Consider the following 23,396-nt stretch of genomic DNA (forward strand, 5'->3'; position numbering starts at 1 on the left):
TAAATATAATTAACCTCATTACAACCTTAACTTGAACAATGTAGAGGGGGAAGCGGTATATGAAAAAATGGTTGACCGGTTTGTTGGCATTAACACTTGGTGTGGGGCTCATTGGCTGCGCCGGAAAAGAACAGCCGAATCATACGCCAGGCGAAGCCAGTGGCGAGAAGGTACTGCTCAAATTCGCGACATGGGGAAATCCGGCGCAGCTTGAGCTGTACAAAGGGCTAACCGACGCTTTCACGCAGGAGCATCCGAATATTGAGGTGCAAATTGACACGATCCCGTTTGCGGACTATCAGCAAAAAATGTCCGTACTGGCGGCAGGCCAGGAGCTGCCCGACATTGCCTGGGTATCCGAGCGGATGGTACCGCAATTTATGGCCAACGACATTCTGGCCGATGTCACGGATATCGTTCAGGATGACGCTTTTGACATCGCTGACATTATACCTTCGACGCTTGAACTGTTTCGCCAGGACGAAAAGCTATACGGACTGCCGTTTTCCACTCCGCCCAGCGTGGTGTTCTACAACGAAGATTTATTCAAGCAAGCGGGCTTAAGTACGCCGAACGAGCTTGCGGAAAAAGGCGAATGGACGTGGGAAACGTTCGAAGAAGCCGCAAAAACGATCAAGACGAGCGCTGCTTCATCGAACGTTTACGGGGCTAACTTTTTCCGCGACTGGAAGACATGGATTATTCTCGCTTCGTATTCTTGGTCAAACGGAAGCGGACCATTTAATCCAGAGATGACGGAATACACTTGGAATGATCAATACGGGGTTGAAACCTTGGACATGCTGAAGCGCATGATGTTTACGGAAGGCTCGCACCCGAAGGCGGGAGAGCAGGTTAATTTTGAATCCGGGCAAATCGGCATGATTTTCGACAACTATAGTTTTGTATCCAAAGCCAGGGAGATCCAAAATTTCAAATGGAGCATTGCGCCAATGCCATCGGGCTCGAAAGGCAGCGTTCCGATGATGGGTCAGGCGGGTTACGTGCTATTTAAAGAGGGAAAACATCCGGAGGAAGCCAAGGAACTGTTGAAATTCCTTGCCGGCAAAGAGGGTGTACAGAAAACTTCGGCCTTCTTTGTGCCGCCGCGCCAATCGGTGTTGAACTCGGATGAGTTCCTGAGCGTGGAGGGCAATCCGGATGCCGGGCACATCAAGCAGGCGGTCATCGACGAAATGCCTAAAGCGGTCGTGCAGCCGGGACATATCCGCTGGCAAAACATCGACACGGAGATTTTGACAGGCTTTGACGAGTTATTTGCCGGGCGGGGCGAACCGCAGCAAATTCAGGATGAGGTAAAAAGCAAGGTGGATGCTCTGCTGAGCAAATAGAGGCAGTTACGTTAGGAGGAACGGGCATGAATCGTTTGGATAAAGCATTAAACGAAGCGCCGGGGCTGCAGCTGTTCGTCAGCCTCCCGGCCAATGACATCAAGCTTGCAGAGGCAGCCTTGGCTTCGGGCGCCGACGGTTTGAAAGTCCATATTAACGTAGGGCACCGGGCCAGCGGCAATCGCTTCGGCTCGCTGGACAGCTATGCCGACATTTTCAAGGACATTCGCTCCCGCTTTAGCGGCCCCCTTGGAATTGTGCCCGGAGGTTCGGTGGAAGAGGTAAACGCGGAGGAAATAACCCGGCTCCCTGAGCTTGGCGTCGATTTCTACTCGATTTATGCCTTTCATCATCCTGCTTTTCTGCTGCAGGCCCCGGGATTGGCAAGAACGTTTGCGATCGATAGCGAGTTCGACCGGGGCGTCGTGGAAGGAGGCCGGACCTTTGGCATCAGCGCGCTTGAGGCTTCCATCGTTCCCGGCAATGAATATGGTACCAGGCTTACCCTTGCCGATCTGCTTCATTACCGCTGGCTGGCGGCACACGGCGGTTTGCCGGTCATTGTGCCAACGCAGCGTAAAATCGGCCCGGAGGATATCCCGGCCTTGGCCGATAGCGGCGTCAAGGTGCTGTTGGTCGGAGCGGTGGTCACGGGCAATGAAGCGGAAGGCATCCTCAAGGAGGTTGCCGCTTTACGGAATGCAATCGATCGTCTGTAGAGGTGCCCCACAAGGAGGAAAGCGACATGACCACACTTGAAACGATAAAATCTGAAGGGCCCGGCCGTCCATTCCGAAGGAAGGCAAGGAAGACCAGGTCTTTAAACCGCGGAGACCATTTGGCGGGTTGGCTGTTTGTGCTGCCGATGGTGCTGGGGTTTGTTCTGCTGCTGCTTGTCCCGCTCATTATGGCGCTTTATATGAGTTTTACTGATTGGCCGCTGCTGGGTGAGGCCAAGCTCATCGGATTTGAGAATTACCGCACGATTGCGGGGGACGCAGAATTTTGGAGCGTGCTGGGCAATACGCTTTATTTTGCCGTCGGACTTGTCCCGCTGAACATTATTTTGGCATTGCTGCTTGCAATCCCGTTGTCAAAAAATATTCGCGGAGCCGGCTTTTTCCGGACATTGATCTTTATCCCGGTTATGACCTCGCTGGTGGTCTGGTCGATTGTCTGGAAGTATATGTTTGCCACGGATTCCGGGTTCATTAACCAGCTGCTGCGTATGATCGGCATTACCGGACCGGCCTGGCTGTACGATACCCGGCTTGCCATGCCCGTTGTTATCGTGACCAGTCTCCTGAAAAATGTCGGTTTGAATATGGTTTTGTTCATTGCGGCGCTGCAGCAGGTTCCGGCGCAGCTCTACGAGGCGGCCAGGATCGATGGCGCAGGGAGAATGCGGATTTTTTTCCGAATTACCGTACCCATGATCACGCCGACGATTTTTTTGACCCTGATGATGACCATTATCGGTTCGCTGAAGGTGTTCGGACAAATTTACGTGATGACACAAGGGGGGCCTTCTGGAAGCACCAAGGTGCTCGTCTACAACATTTGGGAACGAGCCTTTAAGCTGTTCGAGTTCGGATATGCTTCTGCGCTGGCTTATGTGCTGTTTGTCATCACCCTGCTGCTTACGCTGGCACAATGGCAGATGAGAAAAAGGTGGGTTCTGAATGAAAGCTAGTTTATTTGCTAAAAGGGGCAACCCGGCAGGCGGGAACCTGTTCCATTATCTGCTGCTGCTTGCCGTTTCGGTGGTCATGATGACCCCGTTCGTGTGGATGGTCTCTACTTCGCTCAAACAGCCGGCTGATGTGTTTGTTTTTCCGCCGCAGCTGATTCCGTCGCCGATACGATGGGCGAATTATGCGGAAGTGCTGGAGACGATCCCGTTCCATCTATTTTATGGCAATAGCGTATATATCGCCCTTCTGGTTACTGTGGGCACTGTGCTTTTTTCCTCCATGGCGGGGTATTCTTTCGCGCGAATTCCTTTTTGGGGGAGAAGCCTGGTGTTTCTGCTGCTGCTGAGCACAATGATGATTCCGAATGAGGTCATTGCCATTCCGATGTTTCTGTTTATGCGTGAGCTAGGTTGGATCAATACGCATTTACCGCTGATTATTTTGCCTATATTCGGCGCGGGCGGTGTGTTCGGGGTGTTTGTGATGAGGCAATTTTTCCTGGGGATTCCGAAGGAGCTGGAGGAGGCAGCGATGATCGACGGCTGCTCGCGGCTGCGGATTTATTCCACAATCATGTTGCCGTTAGCAAAACCCGCGATCGCCACGCTGATCATTTTCACGTTTTTGACGAGCTGGAACGATTTTTTTGATCCGCTGATCTTTATTAATGACCGTAAGCTGATGACTTTGCCGCTGGGATTATCGCTGTTTACCGACGAGTCGGGGACATCGTGGCATCTTCTGATGAGCGCTTCGGTTATGGCGACGTTACCACTGCTCATTGTGTTTTTCTTTGTGCAGAAGCAGTTTGTCGAAGGGGTATCCATGACGGGTCTCAAGGAATAGGGGAAATAACGCTTAAAAGGAGGAGTAAAAAGAGATGGACAGCAGGACACGGATCATGGAGGCGGACGTGGTAGTTATAGGTGCGGGGCCGGCGGGCATTGCCGCCGCCATTGCCGCCGGCAGGCAGGGGGCAAGCGTCATCTTGATTGAACGGTACGGATTTGTCGGCGGGATGTCTACGGCTGCCGGGGTTTATCCTTGGATGACGTTTCATACACAGCGAGGGGAACGGGTCATCGGTGGCATTGCACAGGAAATTGTGGAGCGCCTGATGGAGCGCGGTGGCTCGCCTGGCCATCTTCGCGATACCGTCGGTTTCGTGCATACGCTGACGCCGTACCATCCAGAGATATATAAGGTACTTGCCGTCGATATGCTGCGCGAAGCGGGGGTGAAGCTCATCTCACACAGCTTCGTTGACGAAGTCGGACGTGAAGGCGAATACATCCAGTCCGTGACCCTTACTGGAAAATCGGGGCGAATTAAGGTGGACGGGAAGATGTTCGTCGACGCGTCCGGGGATGCGGACGTCGCTTATCTGGCGGGAGCGCCGACGCTTCAGGGGCGCGAAAGCGACGGGCTGTCGCAGCCGATGACGATGAAATTCCGGATGCGGGGTGTTGACGTGGAGGCGATTCGGAAGGCGATGCTTGCTGATCCCGACAATTTTTATCACAAGACGCCGTTTGCCGAACTAGAGATGGAGCGTATTCCGCTCACGGGGGTTTCCGGCTTTTATAAGGAGTGGAAGGCTGCCGAGGTCCCGATCAACCGCGATCAGGTTCTGTTGTTTATCGGACCGGAGAAGGATGAGGTGCTTATTAACTGTACGCGGGTACAAGGCTTTAGCGCGACCGATGTCGAGGAACTCACTTTGGCGGAGGAGGAAGGGCGCAAGCAGGTGCTGATGATGGCGGAATTTTTGAAATCGAGGGTGCCCGGATTTGCCGAGGCCTCCATTTCCTCGGTTGCCCCCCAGATCGGAATTAGGGAGTCGCGCCGAATCGACGGTCTGTATCGGTTAACGATGAAGGACGTGGTGACGGGACGACATTTTGAAGACGGCATTGCGAGGAGCGGTTATCCGGTTGACTTGCATGATCCGTCAGGCAAAGGGATCCTGGAGGCTACCATCGAGAATGACGGTTCCTACAGCATTCCTTACCGCTGCCTGGTGGCCCGAGGGCCAGTAAATCTGCTCGCGGCGGGGCGCTGCATTTCCACCACGCATGAAGCACTGGCGACCAGCGCTTGACGCCAAGCTGCATGGCTACGGGAGAAGCGGCGGGCACGGCGGCGGCCCTGGCCTGCAAGGCGGGAATCACCGCGGCGGAAGTCGATGCATCGCAGCTCAGGGAGATGCTGTACGCCCAAGGGGCGATTGTGTGAAGAGACGCGGGCTAGCCGCTCCGGTATAAACCTGGGCGGCTCCGTATTTTTGTAGTGTGTTTGAGGCGGACTGCTTTTTTGCATCTCCTTAAAGCTCGTTTGTAGGTTTCCTTGTTGATTCAGACGAAGAAATTCAAAGAGTATTTGCTGATTCAGAAGTACGAATTGTCGAAAATCTATGTAATCGTCATCAGCCTGTGTTCGGGTTGGTGGAGCCTTGGTAAAAAGGTGTTACGGATTTTTCACTATAGGGGTTTGACTACCCTCCATACATTCAATAAAGAAGCGACCGTGATCGGTCGCTTTTTGTGTACCAGCCCGATGCAATTCGGAAACAAGGGTTGTTACGTATATATGGCTGAGCGGGCTTCGTTCAGTCGTGCGGCTATTTCGTCAAGCGGGCAAAGATTTTTCGAAGAAGATAGATCACCTTTCTTTGTTCAATGAATCTTCATTACCCTGTGCTTTTAATCACAATCCGTGGAGCATGAGGATGCTAGTTTAGAGATGTAAACAAGATAGAGCTTAATCTTTATATATTCAAACAAAACAGAGGTGATGAACATGAGTGAATTAATTATAACCGTGAGGAAGGAATTTCTGCTCATCGAACTGCCCGTCTACATTTGCTCAAGGAAATCATTAAAGAGCTGCACCATGGAAAAAGCGTGGTGGAAGTAAAGTCAAAATTCAACTAAGCCGTAGGCGAAATATCGGTTGATGAAATTTCGGAGCTGGAGCAAGTGCTGATGCAGGAGGAAGGAATACCGGTAACCGAAGTACAGCGACTGTGCAGCGTGCATGCTGCGGTATTCAAAGGTTCCATCCAAGACATTCACAGAGCACATAAACCTGAAGAGCAGCCTGGACATCCTCTGTTTACCTTTAAGATGGAGAACCAGGAAATCGATCGACTGGCAAACTTCAAAATCGCACTGCATCTGGATCAGTTTCTTAAGGATCAAGGAGAGGCAAATCGCCTCAAATTGCTGGAGGATTTCAGTCTCCTCTATGATGTAGATAAACACTACAGCTGGAAAGAAAATTTGCTGTTTCCTTTTCTCGAAAAATACGGAATTTTTGGACCGACCAAGGTGATGTGGGCAGTAGATGACGGTATCCGAATGGGCATAAAAGAAGTGAAATCCAAACTTACTCATTTTGAGGGCCAAGCCGAGATCGTAGTGGATCTGGCCAGACGCGTCTTAAACGAAGTTACAGAAATGATCTATAAAGAGGAACATATCTTATTACCTATGGCTCTGGAAAAGTTGACGGAGGATGAATGGCTTCAAATTGCTGCCCAAAGCGAAGAGGTCGGTTATTGCTTAATTGCGCCCGATCAACAATGGAATCCTGAAAGAGCAGCTGAGCCTGGCGCAGATCAGGGAATGGCGTCTTCTCCGCTGCAAGAGGGATATATCCGAATGAGTACAGGCATTTTATCGGTCAAACAGATGGAATCCATTTTGAATCATTTACCGGTCGACCTAACCTTTATCGATGAAAATGATATCGTTCGATATTTTTCCCAGGGAAAAGAACGAATCTTCGTTCGTACCAAAGCGGTGATCGGCCGAAGTGTTCAGAACTGCCATCCTCCGCAAAGCGTTCACGTCGTCAATCAGCTGCTTGCTGATTTCAAAGCAGGTGTCAAAGATGCAGAAGATTTCTGGATCCCGGTTAAAGATAAATTCGTCTACATTCGTTATTTTGCCGTAAGGGATGAAGAAGGGAACTATTTAGGCACGCTGGAATTCACTCAAAACATTAAGCCGATTCAGGAACTCACAGGTCAAAAATGAATACTCTCTCCGTAAGTTTATAGAAAACATCCTGACCAACGCGAACCGGCGAATTGTAGTTTCGAGCAGCCACGCTTCGCCTTCATACATACTAAAAGGGGCTGTCCCAAAAGTCATCGTAGATGACTGAGACACGGCCCCTTTTTTCATTTAGTCAAACATAAAGAAACCGCTTTTTGATAAAATGGAGGTATCACCCAATCATAAACCAAAACGAGACGGTTTCTTTGTACATTCATCGCGTCGTTGTACGGTTGGAGCCTTTATCGGTGATGGCGGAGCTAAAGTGACCAAAAAGGGAGTTCGCTGGATTAGTGAACTGTTCAAATAAACTCAGAAAGGCGCTAGATCATGAACTCGATATCTTATCGGAAATCCGTGGCATGGGGCAAAGCACTAGGCAGTTTACTGTTTGTACTGACCTGTCTATTCCTGCTGTATGCCGCTTTTTTTATGGATACTTCCTTTATTCGCAAGTTTTTTTGTATCACATCAGCCATAATAGGGATTCCGTTCTTTGGAGGATATTTTGTAGTCAGCTTGCCAAAGGCGCTTAGATCAGACACGCAGCTGCTAACATACGATCAACGTTCCGTTTCTGACAATACGCGGACTGTAGCCTGGACGGAGATTGCAGGTATCAGCTATAGCGGCCCATCCATTCGGAAGTGGCTGTTTCCGAAGTTTCCTGTGCTGATTTTTCATTTGAAAAACAGAGAGATCTGGACCGTGAACACGTATTATTTGTTGACCGATACCGAAATTCAGTCTGTCATGAAGCGCCTGCGGGGGCTGATCAGTCGTAATGGAAAGGATTATTGACAGACCTTTTACCGTGCATTACAATACAAGGCAAGTTAGATATGATATGGGGAGGAGGCAGTTAAGGGGTTATTTTATACAGCAAATTGAAAGCGTTTCCAGTTATGAAGTTGTTGCTGCTTAATGATCCTGTTTGTTGCATTTACTAATTATTAATATCAGAAGACGAATCCACTGATGCGAGGAGTGTTCATGTGAAAAGGTCTAAAATAAAAGCTTTGCTCATCCTGGGACTATGTTTTTCGATAATTTTGGGAGCGTTCCCAGTTTTGATTACTGCAGCAGATGGCGATAGTCCGCAAGCAATTCCGGTTCCTTTGGTCAACTCAAGTTTTGATATGGAGGTAACAGGCCAAATCCCGGGATGGTCTGTTGATCCTGGGACATCGGCTTTTGGCAGTGCGACTCTCAGCTCTGAATACACAAGAAGCGGAAATAGCAGTCTTCTATTCCATGATAAAACGAATGGAGCTGCACCGACGGGCCATTTTAGAGTTCTAAGTGATACGATCCCTGTCCAAACGAACGATACGGTTACGTTCTCTACTTACGTATATAAAGAATCGGCAGCGGATCAGACGGCTCAAATTCAGCCTGTTATTCACTTCTATTCTGATGACACTGAAATAACACCAAACGCATTCTCAACGAGCTATCCGAAGGACAATGTTCCTGTGGGGGCATGGACACCTATTGTGGTTGAAGCGAACATATCGGATGCCAGAATTACACATGTCAGAGTGGGATTATACTCAGGCTTTCCGAGCCTGACGAAGCTATATGTTGATGATGCGGTTGTGACTATTAACTCGAATCCCGTTCAACTTGCCAATCCGGGCTTCGAAGATCCCATGTTCAACCCTGGGATTCCAGGCTGGGCCATATCAGGGACGGGTACGGCAGAAGTGAGCACAGCACAAGCGAAAAGTGCACCGGGCAGCCTTCACATAAGTAGCAATTCAGCCGCGGATCCACTGCTCGTAGAAAGCGGTATGTTCAGTGTGAATGCCGGGGAGAAACTAAATGTCTCCTTTGAACTTCTTCCGGTCGCATTGGCTTCGGGCTTTGAACAGCAAATTTATTACTATGATGCCAATGATGCGCCAGCAGGGAATATGGAGAAGGCCAGCTACGTCATTGATCAAGATATGGCAGCGAATGAATGGAATACACTTTCGGCACCATACATAATCCCAGAAGGTGCAGTCAAAGCAAAAATTGTATTTAGTTCTGGAAATAGCAGCAATTCTGAGGTATTCATTGATGATGTTTCCATAACGAAGGAAATGATCGTTACAGAGCCGCAAGAGCCCATTGTTAGCTTATTGAAAAATCCATCTTTTGATTTGCCGTATGAAAGCAACATGGCGATACCGGGTTGGACAAAAGTTGGAAGCGGCATAGCAGAGTTAAGTCAGACGCATGCGAAAAGCACACCTAACAGCCTTTACTTTCTGGATAACTCTACTACGACATCATTACGTGTAGACAGTGATGCGTTCAATGTAACGTCAGGTGATAAGCTGTCCATAGCTTTCGAGTTGTATCCTGTGGAACTGTCTCATAGTCTTGTTCAACAGATTTATTATTATGACGAGAATGATAAGCCCGTAGGGAGCGCACAACAAACCTTCTATGTTACCAAGCCTGCAGCTGGAAGAATTACGGTTGAGGCTAATCAATGGAATTCTTTGATGGTAGAATCGCTTGTTCCGGAAGAGGCGGTAACAGCAAGAATTGCTTTTAACTCCGGAGGAGTCAGCACATCTGAAGTATATATTGACGATGTAGCCGTATCAGCCGAACAATCAGAGGGGCCTGAACAAGAAATATCGGATGATATCGTAAATCCGGGATTTGAGGAAGAACTCGTAGGCGGCGCCATTCCTGGCTGGAGTCTTGGCTTCGGAAAAGGCGAGTTTAGCATCAGCAGCGAAGTTAAGTTTAATGGAGAAAAAAGCCTCTATTTCAAAGACGCTTCGACGTCAGACGCTTTAAAGGTAATGAGCAATAAGGTAACCGCTACACCTGATCATTCCATTATTGTTTCTGCACAGGTGTATGTGCTGCAGCAGACACATAATATCGTTGCACAGGTCTACTACTATGATGAGAATGATAAGCAACTTAAGGCAGATGAAGCTCTCTTCTCAAATGTATCGCTGGGCAGTAATAGATGGTCCACGATGAGGCTGTATTCAGAAGCACCCGCTAATGCCAAATATTTAAGAATATTCCTGTACTCTGGTGAAATCAGCCTGACGGAGGCTTACTTCGATGATATATCCATTGAGAGACTGGCTCACGAGGCTCCTCTGGATCGTCAATATGAAGCGCCGCAAGTATTGGGCGATATGGTGAATGTAAATTTAGGGCAAGCAGGCGCTGTGCAAAGGAATGCGGATGGGGATAATGAAGCTTATTTTGTTACGAACGGAAAGCCGGGAAGCTTCTTTGCCGTTGACGGTGAGACCGGTGCTTTGAAGTTCCAGCAGGTCATTCCGAACACGGTTGCAACCTGGGCAATGACAATCGGTTCAGATAAGAATGTTTATTTTGCAGGTACAGAGGATGGCATTTTATACCGGTATATACCGACGGAACAAAGAATCGAGAATCTTGGCTATAATGGCCTGGACAGCTGGACATGGGATCTGGAAGCGATCGATTACATTATAGATGAAGGAAAAGATCATTCAGATCCTGAAAATATCGGCATTAAGGTATATGGCGGCACGTTCGATCAATCGGCGGGCGGCAAGGTGTACGAATATGACACGGTAACCAAGCAGTTCCGGCAATACGGTGTTGTTGACCCTGGCCAGCAATATGTGCGCGGAATTGCAGTTGACGACAAATATATTTATGCAGGACTCGGTACTACTCGCAAGTTGTTCAAAATTGATCGCATTACCGGCGAAAAAACAGAGATCCATATTCCAGGCTACTCTGGAGCAACAGAGACGATCGCTGATGTGTTTGTGCATGGCGGCAAGCTGTTTGTCTCGGTAAGTACCATTAACATGGTGGTTATGGATCTGGAAACGCTTGAAATTGAAAGCACATTCCAGTACAGCAATATGATTTCTGAGCCTTCTCCCTTCAATTCGAATTTGATTTATTACAAGTACTTAACGAAGTTCTATCAATATGATATAAGCACAAAGACATCGACAGAAATTGAACTGCCTTTCCCTCTGCCTGATACCACCCGTGTGAAGGATATGGCGTGGGTCCAATTAAAGAGCGGTGAAAAAGCGGGCAAGACCGTTTTAGCGATGATTACTCAATACGGGGAGTACGTATTAATAGATCCATCTGATAAATGGATGAAGTTTGTTGAACTTGACATTGACTCTAACCCGGTTAATATTCAATCACTTCAGACAGGCTTTGACGGCCGGCTCTATATGGGCGGTTATCAGCGTGGCATGAGCATCTATAATCCGTTTACGTCCAATATTGACGTTAGCATTTCGTCCTTCGCACAGCCAGAAGGTATCGGTTTCTTGAATGATAAGGCATATTTCGGCACTTATGTATCTGCCATTATGTACAGCTATGATCCGACCAAGGAAGTGATGTTAAACCAGAATCCTGAATTGGAGTTTGATATTGCGCATCAGGATCGTCCTTTTGCCATCACATCCGGGGACAATAAGCTGTTCGTAGGAACGGTGCCGGACTATGGATTCCTTGGCGGCGCGCTTGTTATTTATGATGAAGCAACAGATGTATGGACCCAGTATGACCACACAGAGGTTGTTAAAGATCATAGTATTATTGGGCTGGCGTATAAGGACGGCTTACTATATGGAAGCACGACTCAGTGGGGTGGCTTAGGCATTGATCCTTCTGAAGATGAGGCCAAAATATTTGTTTGGGATGTTGCCAGAGGTCAAAAGATTGATGAGTACACGTTGAATGGAATCGACATTGATGAAGCGCCGCGCATGATTGGAGGCCTGTCGTTTGGTCCCGATGGATTGCTATGGGGCGTAGTAGACGGCACGATATTTGCTCTGGATGTGGATACGAAGCAAGTTGTAAAGAGCAGGCTTATCCGTCCGAGTATGTACAACTCCAGCAAATGGATGCCATATGAGCTGCATTGGTCCCCCGAGGGACTGTTATATACAACATTGGCACGTAAAGTTGTAGCTATTGATCCGGATACACTGCAGTATAAGATGGTTGTTGATACGTTCGTCAACAGCATGACGCTGGGCATCGACGGCAGTATTTATTATGCACCGAATGCAGGTACATCTCTGTCCAGAATTGCTATTCCTCAAACTGATGCTACATTGTCATCCTTGACGATTGACGGAACAGGCATTAGCGGCTTCTCGCCGGGGATACTGAACTACAAGCAGAAGGCTTCGTCGTCTGCGGTTGTAGCTGCTGTTCCGACGCAAGCGGGCGCTGTAGTTACTATTGAAGATCAACGTCAAGCATCGGGCAAAACGATCATTCATGTCCTTGGTACAGATGGAGTGTCGAAGCTTGCTTATACGATTACCTGGGAAAATACAGATCCGGTAACACCAAATCCAACACCAGTTAATCCACCTACACCACCAGTCACGAATCCAACACCAGTTGCGCCACCAGTGCCACCAGTCACGAATCCAGCACCAGTTACACCACCGACACCTGCAGTTCGTAAAGAACAAATGGTAGTTACGGAACAGCAGTTGAAGCAAGCTGGGGGCAATGCCGTTATCCAATTTAATGACGGCGTTACGGAAGTGCTTCTTCCAATCCATTCAGCCGAACTTATGAAAAATGGTCAAATTACGCTTGTAAAAGGTGACGTTAAAGCTATTCTGACATCTGCTGCATTAGCAGAGATGGCAGGCCAGTATGGTGACACAGATACAGTTCAGATCGCTGTTCAAGTTTCCATCATGGAAGCTGCTGATAAATCAGCAGTTCATAATAAAGTGAAGCAGCATTCTGGTAATGCCGGAATGAAGCCGGCAGGCGGCTTCGTCGTACTGAATACGGCTGTTATAACGGCTGATGGTACACGTCATTCCAGCAGCAGTTCAGCAGAACCAATTAAGCTGCAATTTGTTATCGGAGCGAAACAAGACGCAGGGCTGATGGGGATTTATTCGCTCACTGATGATGGCAGAGCCGTATATATTGGAGGAACACGAAATGGTGATGTCCTTGAGGCCCGGGTTTACCCGCCCGGCACTTATGCAATGTTAAGCTATGAACACTCTTATGAAGATGTTGCTGCCGGACACTGGGCTCATGACGCAATTGCTGTTCTGTCAGCCAAGCACATCATGAAAGGTTTATCGGATACAAGCTTTGGCCCGTCGGATACATTGACGCGTGCACAGTTTATTACGATGCTAGTTCGAGCATTCGGCATTAGTGAGGGCGTTGATGAGGGCAGAAGCTTTAGCGATATAGATGCTAATGCGTGGTACTATGATGCTGTTCAAGCAGCATCCAAAGCCGGCCTGGTTGAAGGTACGGGCGGTGATCGTTTCGATCCGAATGGAGCAATTACGCGTGAGCAAATGGCTGTTATGCTTACTCGTGCATGGGAAGCGACAAATGGGGAGCTGGCAACCGGGTCGGATCTGTCGGTCTTCAAAGATCAAGGTAGCATTAGCGACTGGGCAGCTCGAGCAATGAGCATTGCAGTTGACCAGAAGTGGATGCAGGGGAAAGGCGATGGAGTTCTTGCGCCTAAGAGCCTGGCGACCCGCGCGGAGAGCGCGCAAATGCTGTTGAATCTGTTCGCTCACTTGTATAGATAAAGAGAGAAGTCCTTGTTGCCACAATAATGCGGCAACAAGGACTTTCTTTTGCTCAGCCATATATACAGTTAGAAGCAAGGTAGGCCCTAGAATAATGAAGACAAATATAATGAAGAGATATTATGGATGTGCCGCACGATTATGTATGCCATACCGATTATTGATTTCTTTCTAACCATGGTGATATAAATCTGCCGAACTTTTTTTCAACAATCTTAATGAACAATTTTTCTACAATATATTGGGTAACATTTCTCAGTATTCTCCACTCCCTCAGCGGTTTGCTGAGGGTTTTTTTGTGTTTCGATCACACGATTTCATACGCTGCTTATCGTTCAAATCGGAGCCGATGTGATGTTTCTCATATATGTGGACTCATTTATAAGAAATAATTATACTAATACAATGTGCAAAAACGAACAAGGAGGTCATACGTCATTGCTCAGTCATGCCTCTTGGTGTTACGAATGAATCGAAAAGTAGCACAATCAGTAACACGCTCCAATATGCTCTGGCATATTTGAACCTTTGATGTGGGTTGAGCTCACTTCCGTGGAAGTAGATATCAATTGATTATTTCAGATAAACGGCTCAGCAGCATCTGGTTGTAGCATCGTGTTACTTTTGAGCATGGATGTAACACGAATAAGAATACATATTTGCAATAGAAGTTGATAGGAAGGAGGAATTCCACATGAGCTTATGTTTGGAGAAGTACGTGATAAGAGAAATTGAATTAAATGAGCTGCCCGCGGCCATGAATTTCGTGATGGAGATTGTAAGAGAGGTCTTTCCTATGCTGGACCCGAATGGGCTGCCTCCCGATATGGTAGCTTTTGAAGAGATTTATTATAAATCAAATACAGCTGCCTTTCTTGCGGCATTCGACCGAGAAGGTGCCATTGCTGCTACCATAGCTTTTCTGCCTTACGATGATCGGATTCCAGACATTAAAGGCAACTACTCGATAGAGACCACGGCAGAGTTGGTCAAATGTTATGTTAAGCCGGAGCTGAGGCAGCAGGGGCTTGGAACCGAGTTGGTCAAAAGATTACTTCCGATCGCTCGCAACAAGGGATATGAAACCATGTATTTACATACACATCGATTCTTGCCAGGGGCCGTATCCTTCTGGGAGAAACAAGGGTTCGAATTCCGGCTGGAGCCGTTTGATTCTTTTGAAACCGTACACATGGACAAGAAGCTGGCTTTAGCTCAGGGAGGTTAATCCTGAGAATCATTATGAACATTACATCATTGTAGGATGAAGGTGAGGCACGATGTCCAGCATGAATCTAAAGGAAAGAATCACAGCGGATTGGAATTGGCGCTCACGTGAGTACACGGGGCGCAGCGATATGTATTTGCAAACAGAAAAGCAGCAGCGCCTATGGCAGGAAACGTTGTCTGGATTGTTAGAGTCACAGGGGCAGGGGACGCTTGATATTCTTGATGTCGGTACGGGCCCAGGTTTTCTAGCTCTGCAATTTGCTCAGATGGGGCATCAAGTCACTGGACTTGACCTATCGCCTAATATGATCGAGATCGCAACCGAGAAAGCCGCCGAGCGGCAATTGAATTGTACGTTTCTCCAAGGTGATGCCGAGGCATTGCCATTCCCGGACGCATCATTCGATGTGGTTGCCAACCGGCATTTGCTGTGGACGCTGCCGAATCCGGGAAGAGCCATCCGTGAATGGGTCCGTGTGCTTAAACCAGGCGGCAAGCTGCTGATTATGGACGGAGACTGGACGAACCGGAATTTGTCACAAAAACAGAAAATGAGAATTTTCATGGGACATACATTGACTTTTCTAACCAAAGGAACGATTCCCTGGAAGGGAAAAGGAAGAGGGTACGACGACATGTCCCACATGCTTCCTTTTAGCGGGGTAGAACCGGGAAAGGTCATTGCATTAATGGAAGCAGCAGGAATTGAGGAGCTGAAAGAATATGATGTTCAGCACTTGCTCGCTGCAGACGCCGAATCTTTTCCACTGGCTTATCGCTTAAGTTTTATTGACAGCCATCGAAGATTTATCGTTGCCGGGTACAAGCATTCCTAATAGGCACCAGCACTTGAAAGCCTGACTATATTCAAGCACGCCTTATCGTGCTACCTTTGAAACCATTCGTAACACGTTGTCTTTAGAACAACTTACAATTTATTTACAATACTAGTTAATTTACTGAGGTGACTTACATAAATGATTAATTTATCTAAACGTTATTTTAAATCTTCTTATTTGTTGACAGTTCTGCTCGTCTTTTCTCTACTCTTAACCGCATGTAATGGTTCCTCTTCAAGTTCGGCAGCAGATAATAACGCATCGTCCGAAACCGGAGTGAACACCATTAGATTCTCGTCGGCTAACGATATTGGTCCACTCAATCCCCATATGTATGCCCCGAACCAAATGTTCGCGCAGAATATGGTATATGAATCGCTTGTTAAATATGTTGACGGTAAAGTGGTTCCTCATCTGGCCGAGAAATGGGAAGTTTCAGAAGACGGCAAAGAATATACGTTCTTTCTTCGCAAGGACGTCAAGTTCTCGGACGGCTCTGCATTTAATGCGGCTAACGTAGTTAAGAACGTAGATGCGGTACTTGCTAATAGACAGCGACATAGCTGGCTGGAGCTGGTAAACCAGATCAAAGAAGCTACAAAAGTTGATGATTACACCGTAACCATCTCTTTACATAATCCCTATTATCCAATGCTGCAAGAGTTGGCCTTGATTCGCCCGCTCCGGTTCTTGGGAGAGGCTGGTTTTCCTGAAAGCGGGAATACCTCCGAAGGGATTAAAGCGCCGATCGGAACAGGTCCGTGGGTTTTGACGGATTACAAAATTAATGAATATGCCGAATTCAGTAAGAATGAAAACTACTGGGGTGAGATGCCGAAAGTCGATAAAATTCACGTCGCGGTTATTCCCGATGGCGAATCCAGAGTGCTGGCATTTGAAAATAACGAAATCGATGTGATCTACGGCGATGGCAGCATCAGCCTGGATTCATTTAAATATCTGAAGGAGACGGGCAAGTACGAAACAGCCGTTTCCGAACCGCTGTTCACCAAATCCATCGCATTGAATTCCAACAAGGGTCCTCTTCAAGATATTAATGTAAGAAAAGCTGTGGAATATGCCTTCAATAAACAATCAGTCATCGATAATGTATTCTACGGCACCGACAAGCTGGCCGATACGTTATTCCCGGCAAACTTTCCGTATTCCGATGTGAAACTGACACCATATACGTATGATGTGAGCAAAGCGGAAGCGCTGCTGAATGATGCTGGCTGGGTATTGCCCGCGAATAAAGAGTTCAGAGAAAAAGATGGAAATGTACTGGAATTGGAGCTGTGTTTTGATAGTGCCAACAATGTGCATAAAGCTATCGCTGAAGTGCTGCAGGGTGATTTGAGAAAAATCGGAGTGAGCGTAAAACTGATTGGGGAAGAAAACCAACTATTCGGACAGCGTCAAACAAACGGCGACTTTGATATGATCTTCAGCGATACGTTCGGCATACCGTATGATCCTCACGCGATGGTTTCATCCATGCGCATCCCTTCGCATGCTGATTACCAGGCACAGGTTGGACTGCCGATGAAGAAGGAGCTTGACCAGAAAATCGAGGAAGCTCTGCTCAGCACGGACGAGAAAACGCGGCAAGAGCTGTACGATTATATCCTCACGACCTTACATGAACAAGCAGTATACCTGCCGATATCTTATGGTACGAACTTGACCGTATACCATAAAAACATCAAAGGGCTCGAATTTGGACAAATGAATAGCGAGATTCCCTTCGAGAAAATAGACAAGGAATAGGAGCTAATGAGGGAATATGGCCTGGTTTATCGTAAAGCGAGTGCTAAGCATAATACCCATCATATTGGGCGTTTCAATTATTACATTCCTGATGGTTCATCTGCTTCCGGTCGATCCGGCAGAAGCGTACTTGCGTTTATCGAAAATTCCCATATCGGATGAAGCGGTGCAGCTTGTCCGAACCGAACTCGGATTAGATCAACCGTTATATACTCAATACCTCAATTGGCTAAGCGGTGCAATTCGGCTGGATTTTGGCAGCTCTTATATCACTAAGAATCCGGTGTGGGAGGAGATGATGAATTATCTCCCGGCAACCCTGGAGCTTACATTTTCATCGATTATTCTTGCTTTTCTAATCAGTCTGCCAATCGGTATATTCTCGGCACTGTATAAAGACCGACTATTTGACCACTTTAGCCGGACGCTCTCTTTTGTTGGAGCGGCAACGCCGAGTTTTTGTCTGGGGTTTCTGTTCATCTATATCTTTTCATTAAAGTTAGGCTATTTCCCTGTATCAGGGAGGGGAGGCTTAGTGCATCTCATTCTGCCTTCCCTCACCCTTGCCCTGGCATCTGTGGCCGTGTACACACGGATGCTGCGGGGCAGTACCATCGACGAATTGCATCAGCCGTATGTCCTCTATGCGAGAGCAAGAGGGATTCGAGAGAAGATCATTATCGGGAAGCATGTGCTTAAGAATGCCATTACACCTCTTATTACGACCATGGGCATGCATATCGGTCATAAACTAAGCGGGTCTATTATTGTGGAAAATGTATTTGCTTGGCCTGGCATGGGGCGCTATTTCGTCAATGCTTTGTCTGCCAGGGATTATCCGGTCATTCTATGCTATGTGGTGCTGGTTACCACGATTATTATTATATGTAATTTGTTAATCGATATTTTTCATGCGGTTATCGATCCACGGGTGCGCAAGAAGGGAGTGTACTAGCATGAACTCGGTCGTGTTGAAAAAATTGATGAACAACAAACTTACACTGATCAGCTGCATTATGCTTGTCCTCATGCTTGTTCTTGCGCTATTTGCACCATGGCTCACGCCGCATGACCCTAATTTCGTTAGTCTGGAGCATAAGCTGGAAGGACCTTCATCCACCTATCTGCTTGGCACAGATCATTTAGGGAGGGATATTTTATCGCGATTGATTTATGGGACGCAAATTTCGCTGGGTATCTCATTTATCGTTATGGTGTTGATTATTTTAATCAGTGTCGTTATTGGAACATTCTCCGGATATATCGGCGGCGTTATTGATCGTATCTTTATGCGTTTCTGTGATTTGTTGATGGCATTTCCCAGTTTAATTCTCTCTCTTGCCTTGCTAGGAATCCTTGGACCCGGCATGGTCAACGTTATTTTTGCCATGGTCATGTCCTACTGGATTTGGTATGCGCGCTGGATCCGCGGCATGGTGATTACAGCGAAGCAGCAAAATTTCATTCAAGCTGCGAGAATTGCCGGAACGCCAAGTTATAAAATTATTCTATTTCATATTATCCCTACAATACTGCCTCCTACAATTGTACTGGCCACTTTAAATTTAGGGAGCATTATTTTAAGTATTTCGGGCCTCTCCTTTCTGGGGCTGGGCATTCAGCCGCCTACACCAGAATGGGGGGCCATGTTAAATGACAGTAAGCAATTCTTGAAGAGCAATCCGATGCTGATGCTGTATCCCGGTGTTTGTATTATGTTAGTCGTCATGGCATTTAATTTTATCGGAGATGCTTTGAGGGATGCGTTAGATCCTCGTCAAGAAAGAATTGAGGTGAAGTAAATGGACAACCACACCGTGTTAAGCGTGGATCATTTGCATATTAGTGTCTCAACTCCTCAAGGCATGAAGAGGATCGTGAACGACGTTAGCTTTCAACTGAAAAAAGGAGAAGTACTAGGTCTTGTTGGAGCTAGTGGAAGCGGTAAAACGATGACCTGCCTGGCGGTAATGGGCCTGCTCCAAGAGTCGGCCATTATAGAACAAGGCACGATACATCTGGGCAGCAAGAATCTGCTGCAATTGAATGCCAACCAAATGAGAAGCATGCGAGGTAAGGATCTAGCGGTCATTATGCAAAATCCGATGAGTGCCTTTAATCCAACAATTACGATCGGCAAGCATTTTATGGAGACACTTCGAACGCATACTTCATTCTCACGCAAGGAAGCTCACGAGCTGGCAGTGACCTATCTTGCCAAAACAGGTCTTCCTCACCCTGCCAAATTGATGGATCAGTATCCGTTTCAATTGAGCGGGGGGATGCTTCAGAGAGTGATGATCGCGATTGCGATGTCGATGCAGCCAGCCGTATTGATCGCCGATGAGCCGACCACGGCCTTGGACAGCGTTCATCAGGTCCAACTGCTGGAACAGATGTATGAGTTATGCCAAGAGCAGGAAACGGCAATGCTGCTCGTTTCACATGATCTTGGTGTTATTGCTTATATGGCTGATGAGGTAATGGTCATGAACCATGGGAGTATCGTAGAAAAAGCTTCGGTTGCCAAGCTGTTTGATCAGCCAGAGCATCCGTATACGTGCATGCTGCTGCAAGCAAGACCTGGCACAAGGCTCAGCTAAAGAGGTTGTTAAGAGGGCTGTGTGGTACCTGGATATGATGAACAGTATGTTTTCTAGGGGTGGAAGTATGCTTGAATTAAGGAATGTAAATAAAAGCTTTACCGTTGGCGCACGAACCTTGTTGAACAGCAACAAATTGAAGGTCGCGGACAACATTTGTTTGACCTTGGATCAAGGCATGTGTCTAGGATTGGTCGGCGAGAGCGGCTCCGGTAAGAGTACGCTGGGAAAGATGGTCTTGGGTCTGGAAAAGCCGGATGAAGGTGAGATTTGGTTTGAGGGCAAAAACCTGGCATCCATGAGTAGAAAAGAACGCTTAGCCGTTCGCAGAAAAATTCAAACCGTATTCCAGGATTGCTATAGTTCACTCAATCCTAGATGGCCCATCTACGAATCGATCAGAGAACCTCTCAAAAATTTCGAAAAACTGAGCGCACGCGAAGAGAAGAGAACTATTCAAGAACTGCTGATATCGGTCGGATTAAGCCCGGACGATATGTCCAAATACCCTCATCAATTCAGCGGCGGCCAGCTGCAGCGAATAAGTATTGCGCGAGCCATCGCACTCAAACCGAAACTGATTGTACTGGACGAAGCCGTCAGTAGTCTTGATGTGTTAATTCAGCATCAAATTCTGAAGCTTCTGGAAGACCTGAAAGAGCAGTATCTATTATCATACCTGTTTATTTCTCATGATCTTATGGCGGTTCGCTCCATTTCGGATCAATTGGCGGTCATGTACAAAGGGCAAATTGTCGAAACCATAAGCTGCAAAAAACCACTTTCTGCGATGCAGCATCCCGTTTCTAAGCAGCTTGTGGCTTCCATTCTCCCTAGTCACCCAAGAGATCGCGGTAAGGCCAGGATTACTCCGTCTTTCGATGGAACGCAAGAACTATTATTGGCAGCAAATGCAAATTAAAAACAGTAAGGAGCGGGCAAAGATGACAGTCAATGAACAAAGTTATGAGGTATGGTGGAACAATGACGAAGGCGAATCTCTGATGGAAGAGGGACATCTGAAGGGCTGGATGCAGCTGATTTCAACGATAAAGGAAGATGATTTATCGGATTATTCTGTTCTGGACTTCGGTTGTAATCGAGGAGGCTTTCTAAGGCTTCTTCATCAATTCAAGCCGTACAAGGAAGCGATCGGTATCGATTTAGGACGGGATTCCATTGAAATAGCCAATGAAAGAAAGGGCAGCTTGCCAATCGACTATATGGTATCGGGGTCTCCGGAACAGTTCGAGGGAAAGTTCGATCTTGCTTTTTGTTTGTCCGTCATTTATTTGATCGACGATTTAAAGACGCATGCTTGGAAATTGAGCAAAGCGCTAAAGCCTGGTGGTGTCTATTATGTAACCTACACCGATTTAACGACGAACCCGAGCCAGGATTTTTTTAAAGAAGAGATTGAAAAGTACAGCCATTTGCAAGCGAATATGCATACCCTTGACGACATTGCCTCTGCCTTTAGCAATGAGGGATTTCGAGTGGAAATTAAGCGAAAAGTGCCGACCGATTTTGTGGCGGTATCTAATGAGGAGAAGTATTTCAGGAACTTGAGTGATGAATTGATGTCCATTTATGAGAATAGTTATATATTCAGATTTACGCGCTTGTAAAAGAGGCGAGATTAATAACCTATAAATTCTAATTTATGGGTAAAATTTGGGCGTTACATAAGGAGAGAGGATACAATGGAAGATTCCTCATTAAAGAGATTTGGTGTGTCCATGGAGGGCCATTTACTTCGAAAATTTGACCATTTAGTCACACAGAAAGGATATGCGAATCGATCCGAAGCCGTTCGCGACCTTGTACGGGATGCTCTTGTTCAGCAATCATGGGAACTGGAAGAGCAAATTGTAGCAGGCAGCATCCTGTTATTTTACAATCATCACCAGCGAAATCTGCTTGAAGAGCTAACAACCATTCAACATGATATGCATGATAATATTTTGGCCACCACTCATTTTCATCTGGACAAAGCCAGCTGTCTTGAACTCATCATTGTAAAGGGAAAAGCAAAAGATATCAAGCTTCTAAGCAATAAGATGACGAGTTTAAAAGGTGTCGAGTATGGAAAATTTATAGTGGCACCTGTAGAACATGTGTAATTTATTGGAATAATATAATAATTATTAGGAGGGTTCTTTTGTTGCGAAACAAGGGAGCTCTCTTTTTTTATGTAAAAAATAAAATAAATTTTATGGTTACATTTTTTTAGCTAATCACAAAAAAGCCACCCCTTTATTTTTGGAAGAAATATGAAGCGTACGTCACAAATGGTCAAATAAAGCGCGATAGTACATGATTAGACGAAGTTCACTATTCTCTAAGGCTTGCGAAGTACTCTGTTTCTTTCATGGTTTGACCGATCAGCCTTAGTTCGGGGAATGAGAGTTTTGTCACAGCATGCATAAAATTAACGATGTAGAATCTGTAACTAGAATGGTGAGGTTAACCATTCATTTTTTTTAAAACCTGCGAATGAAGCGTAAAAGAGGTGAAGACATTGCATTTGAACCCAGTAGAGAAGGAAAAGCTGCAAATCTTTTTGGCCGGTGAATTGGCTCTGAAACGTAAGGCGAGAGGTCTCAAGCTGAATTACCCGGAGGCTGTTGCGATCATTACCAGTTTTATTCTGGAAGGAGCGCGAGACGGCAAGAGCGTGGCTAAGCTGATGGAAGAAGGAAAGCACGTGTTGACAAGAGACGATGTTATGGATGGGGTTCCGGAAATGATCGCGGACATTCAGGCGGAAGCGACCTTCCCGGACGGAACAAAGCTTGTAACCGTTCACAATCCGATTTCCTAAGGAATAACAGGAATATGTAGGAGAGCAATGAAAAGGGGGATAGAACAAATGAGTAATGAAAACGCAACCAAAGAATATATCGTACCTGGTGAATACCGATTGGCGGAAGAGCCTATAGAGATTAACGCTGGTCGCATTAAAACAAAGATTCGTGTGTCTAATACCGGAGATCGTCCGATCCAGGTAGGGTCGCACATTCACTTTGTTGAAGTGAACCGGGAGCTATCATTTGACCGCGGGGAAACAATTGGCATGAGGCTGAATATTCCTGCAGGTACGGCGGTTCGATTTGAACCAGGCGAAGAAAAGGAAATTGAACTAACGGAAATCGGCGGCAATCGTCGTGTGTTCGGTGTCGCAGATTTGACCAACGGTTCCATTGACAATAAAGACGAGATTCTCAAGAGAGCACAGGCATTAGGCTATAAGGGAGTGTGAT

The 23,396-nt window shown here is 46.8% G+C and carries 17 protein-coding genes and 2 pseudogenes; all 19 read left to right on the top strand.

What is annotated here, in order from left to right:
• The first annotated feature begins 59 nt into the window (after positions 1 to 59).
• Positions 60 to 1,352: an ABC transporter substrate-binding protein gene (locus tag AM231_RS21600; RefSeq protein ID WP_054404468.1), complete on the top strand. Its 1,293-nt coding sequence runs from the start codon at positions 60 to 62 to the stop codon at positions 1,350 to 1,352.
• 140 nt (positions 1,353 to 1,492) lie between these two features.
• Positions 1,493 to 2,071 carry a hypothetical protein gene (locus AM231_RS21605; RefSeq protein ID WP_242615266.1) on the top strand — a complete coding sequence of 193 codons (579 nt, stop codon included), beginning with the start codon at positions 1,493 to 1,495 and terminating at the stop codon, positions 2,069 to 2,071.
• A 26-nt stretch (positions 2,072 to 2,097) separates the two neighbouring features.
• On the top strand, positions 2,098 to 3,045 hold the full coding sequence (locus tag AM231_RS21610) for a carbohydrate ABC transporter permease (RefSeq protein WP_053490428.1): 948 nt from the start codon (positions 2,098 to 2,100) through the stop codon (positions 3,043 to 3,045).
• Positions 3,035 to 3,892, top strand: coding sequence for a carbohydrate ABC transporter permease (locus tag AM231_RS21615; RefSeq protein WP_054404470.1), 858 nt, complete (start codon positions 3,035 to 3,037; stop codon positions 3,890 to 3,892). Before AM231_RS21610 ends, AM231_RS21615 begins: the two co-directional genes overlap by 11 nt.
• A 34-nt stretch (positions 3,893 to 3,926) precedes the next feature.
• Positions 3,927 to 5,281, top strand: a pseudogene (locus AM231_RS21620) (FAD-dependent oxidoreductase).
• A 564-nt stretch (positions 5,282 to 5,845) separates the two neighbouring features.
• A pseudogene (locus AM231_RS21630) lies at positions 5,846 to 7,086 on the top strand (DUF438 domain-containing protein).
• Positions 7,087 to 7,437: 351 nt separating this feature from the next.
• On the top strand, positions 7,438 to 7,908 hold the full coding sequence (locus AM231_RS21635) for a DUF5381 family protein (RefSeq protein WP_054404472.1): 471 nt from the start codon (positions 7,438 to 7,440) through the stop codon (positions 7,906 to 7,908).
• 269 nt (positions 7,909 to 8,177) lie between these two features.
• Positions 8,178 to 13,691: an S-layer homology domain-containing protein gene (locus tag AM231_RS21640; protein WP_054404473.1), complete on the top strand. Its 5,514-nt coding sequence runs from the start codon at positions 8,178 to 8,180 to the stop codon at positions 13,689 to 13,691.
• Positions 13,692 to 14,385: 694 nt separating this feature from the next.
• Positions 14,386 to 14,919 (top strand): GNAT family N-acetyltransferase, encoded by a 534-nt coding sequence (locus AM231_RS21645; RefSeq protein ID WP_054404474.1) that lies wholly within the window; start codon positions 14,386 to 14,388, stop codon positions 14,917 to 14,919.
• Positions 14,920 to 14,971: 52 nt separating this feature from the next.
• Positions 14,972 to 15,757 (top strand): class I SAM-dependent methyltransferase, encoded by a 786-nt coding sequence (locus tag AM231_RS21650; RefSeq protein ID WP_054404475.1) that lies wholly within the window; start codon positions 14,972 to 14,974, stop codon positions 15,755 to 15,757.
• 279 nt (positions 15,758 to 16,036) lie between these two features.
• The gene (gene nikA / locus AM231_RS21655; protein WP_242615267.1) at positions 16,037 to 17,530 is read left to right on the top strand and encodes a nickel ABC transporter substrate-binding protein; all 1,494 of its coding nucleotides are present in this window, start codon (positions 16,037 to 16,039) and stop codon (positions 17,528 to 17,530) included.
• Between the two features lie 16 nt (positions 17,531 to 17,546).
• On the top strand, positions 17,547 to 18,485 hold the full coding sequence (gene nikB / locus AM231_RS21660; RefSeq protein ID WP_054404476.1) for a nickel ABC transporter permease: 939 nt from the start codon (positions 17,547 to 17,549) through the stop codon (positions 18,483 to 18,485).
• A gap of 1 nt (position 18,486) precedes the next feature.
• Entirely contained in the window at positions 18,487 to 19,332 is an 846-nt protein-coding gene (nikC, locus tag AM231_RS21665) for a nickel ABC transporter permease subunit NikC (RefSeq protein WP_054404477.1), read from the top strand.
• Entirely contained in the window at positions 19,333 to 20,133 is an 801-nt protein-coding gene (locus tag AM231_RS21670; RefSeq protein WP_054404478.1) for an ABC transporter ATP-binding protein, read from the top strand. It begins immediately after the preceding gene.
• A gap of 67 nt (positions 20,134 to 20,200) precedes the next feature.
• Positions 20,201 to 21,055 carry an ATP-binding cassette domain-containing protein gene (locus tag AM231_RS21675; protein WP_207383668.1) on the top strand — a complete coding sequence of 285 codons (855 nt, stop codon included), beginning with the start codon at positions 20,201 to 20,203 and terminating at the stop codon, positions 21,053 to 21,055.
• A gap of 22 nt (positions 21,056 to 21,077) precedes the next feature.
• The gene (locus AM231_RS21680) at positions 21,078 to 21,761 is read left to right on the top strand and encodes a class I SAM-dependent methyltransferase (RefSeq protein WP_054404479.1); all 684 of its coding nucleotides are present in this window, start codon (positions 21,078 to 21,080) and stop codon (positions 21,759 to 21,761) included.
• A gap of 75 nt (positions 21,762 to 21,836) precedes the next feature.
• Positions 21,837 to 22,256, top strand: a complete 420-nt coding sequence (nikR, locus tag AM231_RS21685) for a nickel-responsive transcriptional regulator NikR (RefSeq protein ID WP_054404480.1) — start codon at positions 21,837 to 21,839, stop codon at positions 22,254 to 22,256.
• A gap of 398 nt (positions 22,257 to 22,654) precedes the next feature.
• Positions 22,655 to 22,957: an urease subunit gamma gene (gene ureA / locus AM231_RS21690; protein ID WP_053490408.1), complete on the top strand. Its 303-nt coding sequence runs from the start codon at positions 22,655 to 22,657 to the stop codon at positions 22,955 to 22,957.
• Positions 22,958 to 23,035: 78 nt separating this feature from the next.
• The gene (locus AM231_RS21695) at positions 23,036 to 23,395 is read left to right on the top strand and encodes an urease subunit beta (RefSeq protein WP_053494023.1); all 360 of its coding nucleotides are present in this window, start codon (positions 23,036 to 23,038) and stop codon (positions 23,393 to 23,395) included.
• Position 23,396 lies beyond the last annotated feature (1 nt).

Source organism: Paenibacillus solani (assembly GCF_001277345.1).
Classification (GTDB): domain Bacteria; phylum Bacillota; class Bacilli; order Paenibacillales; family Paenibacillaceae; genus Paenibacillus_AQ; species Paenibacillus_AQ solani.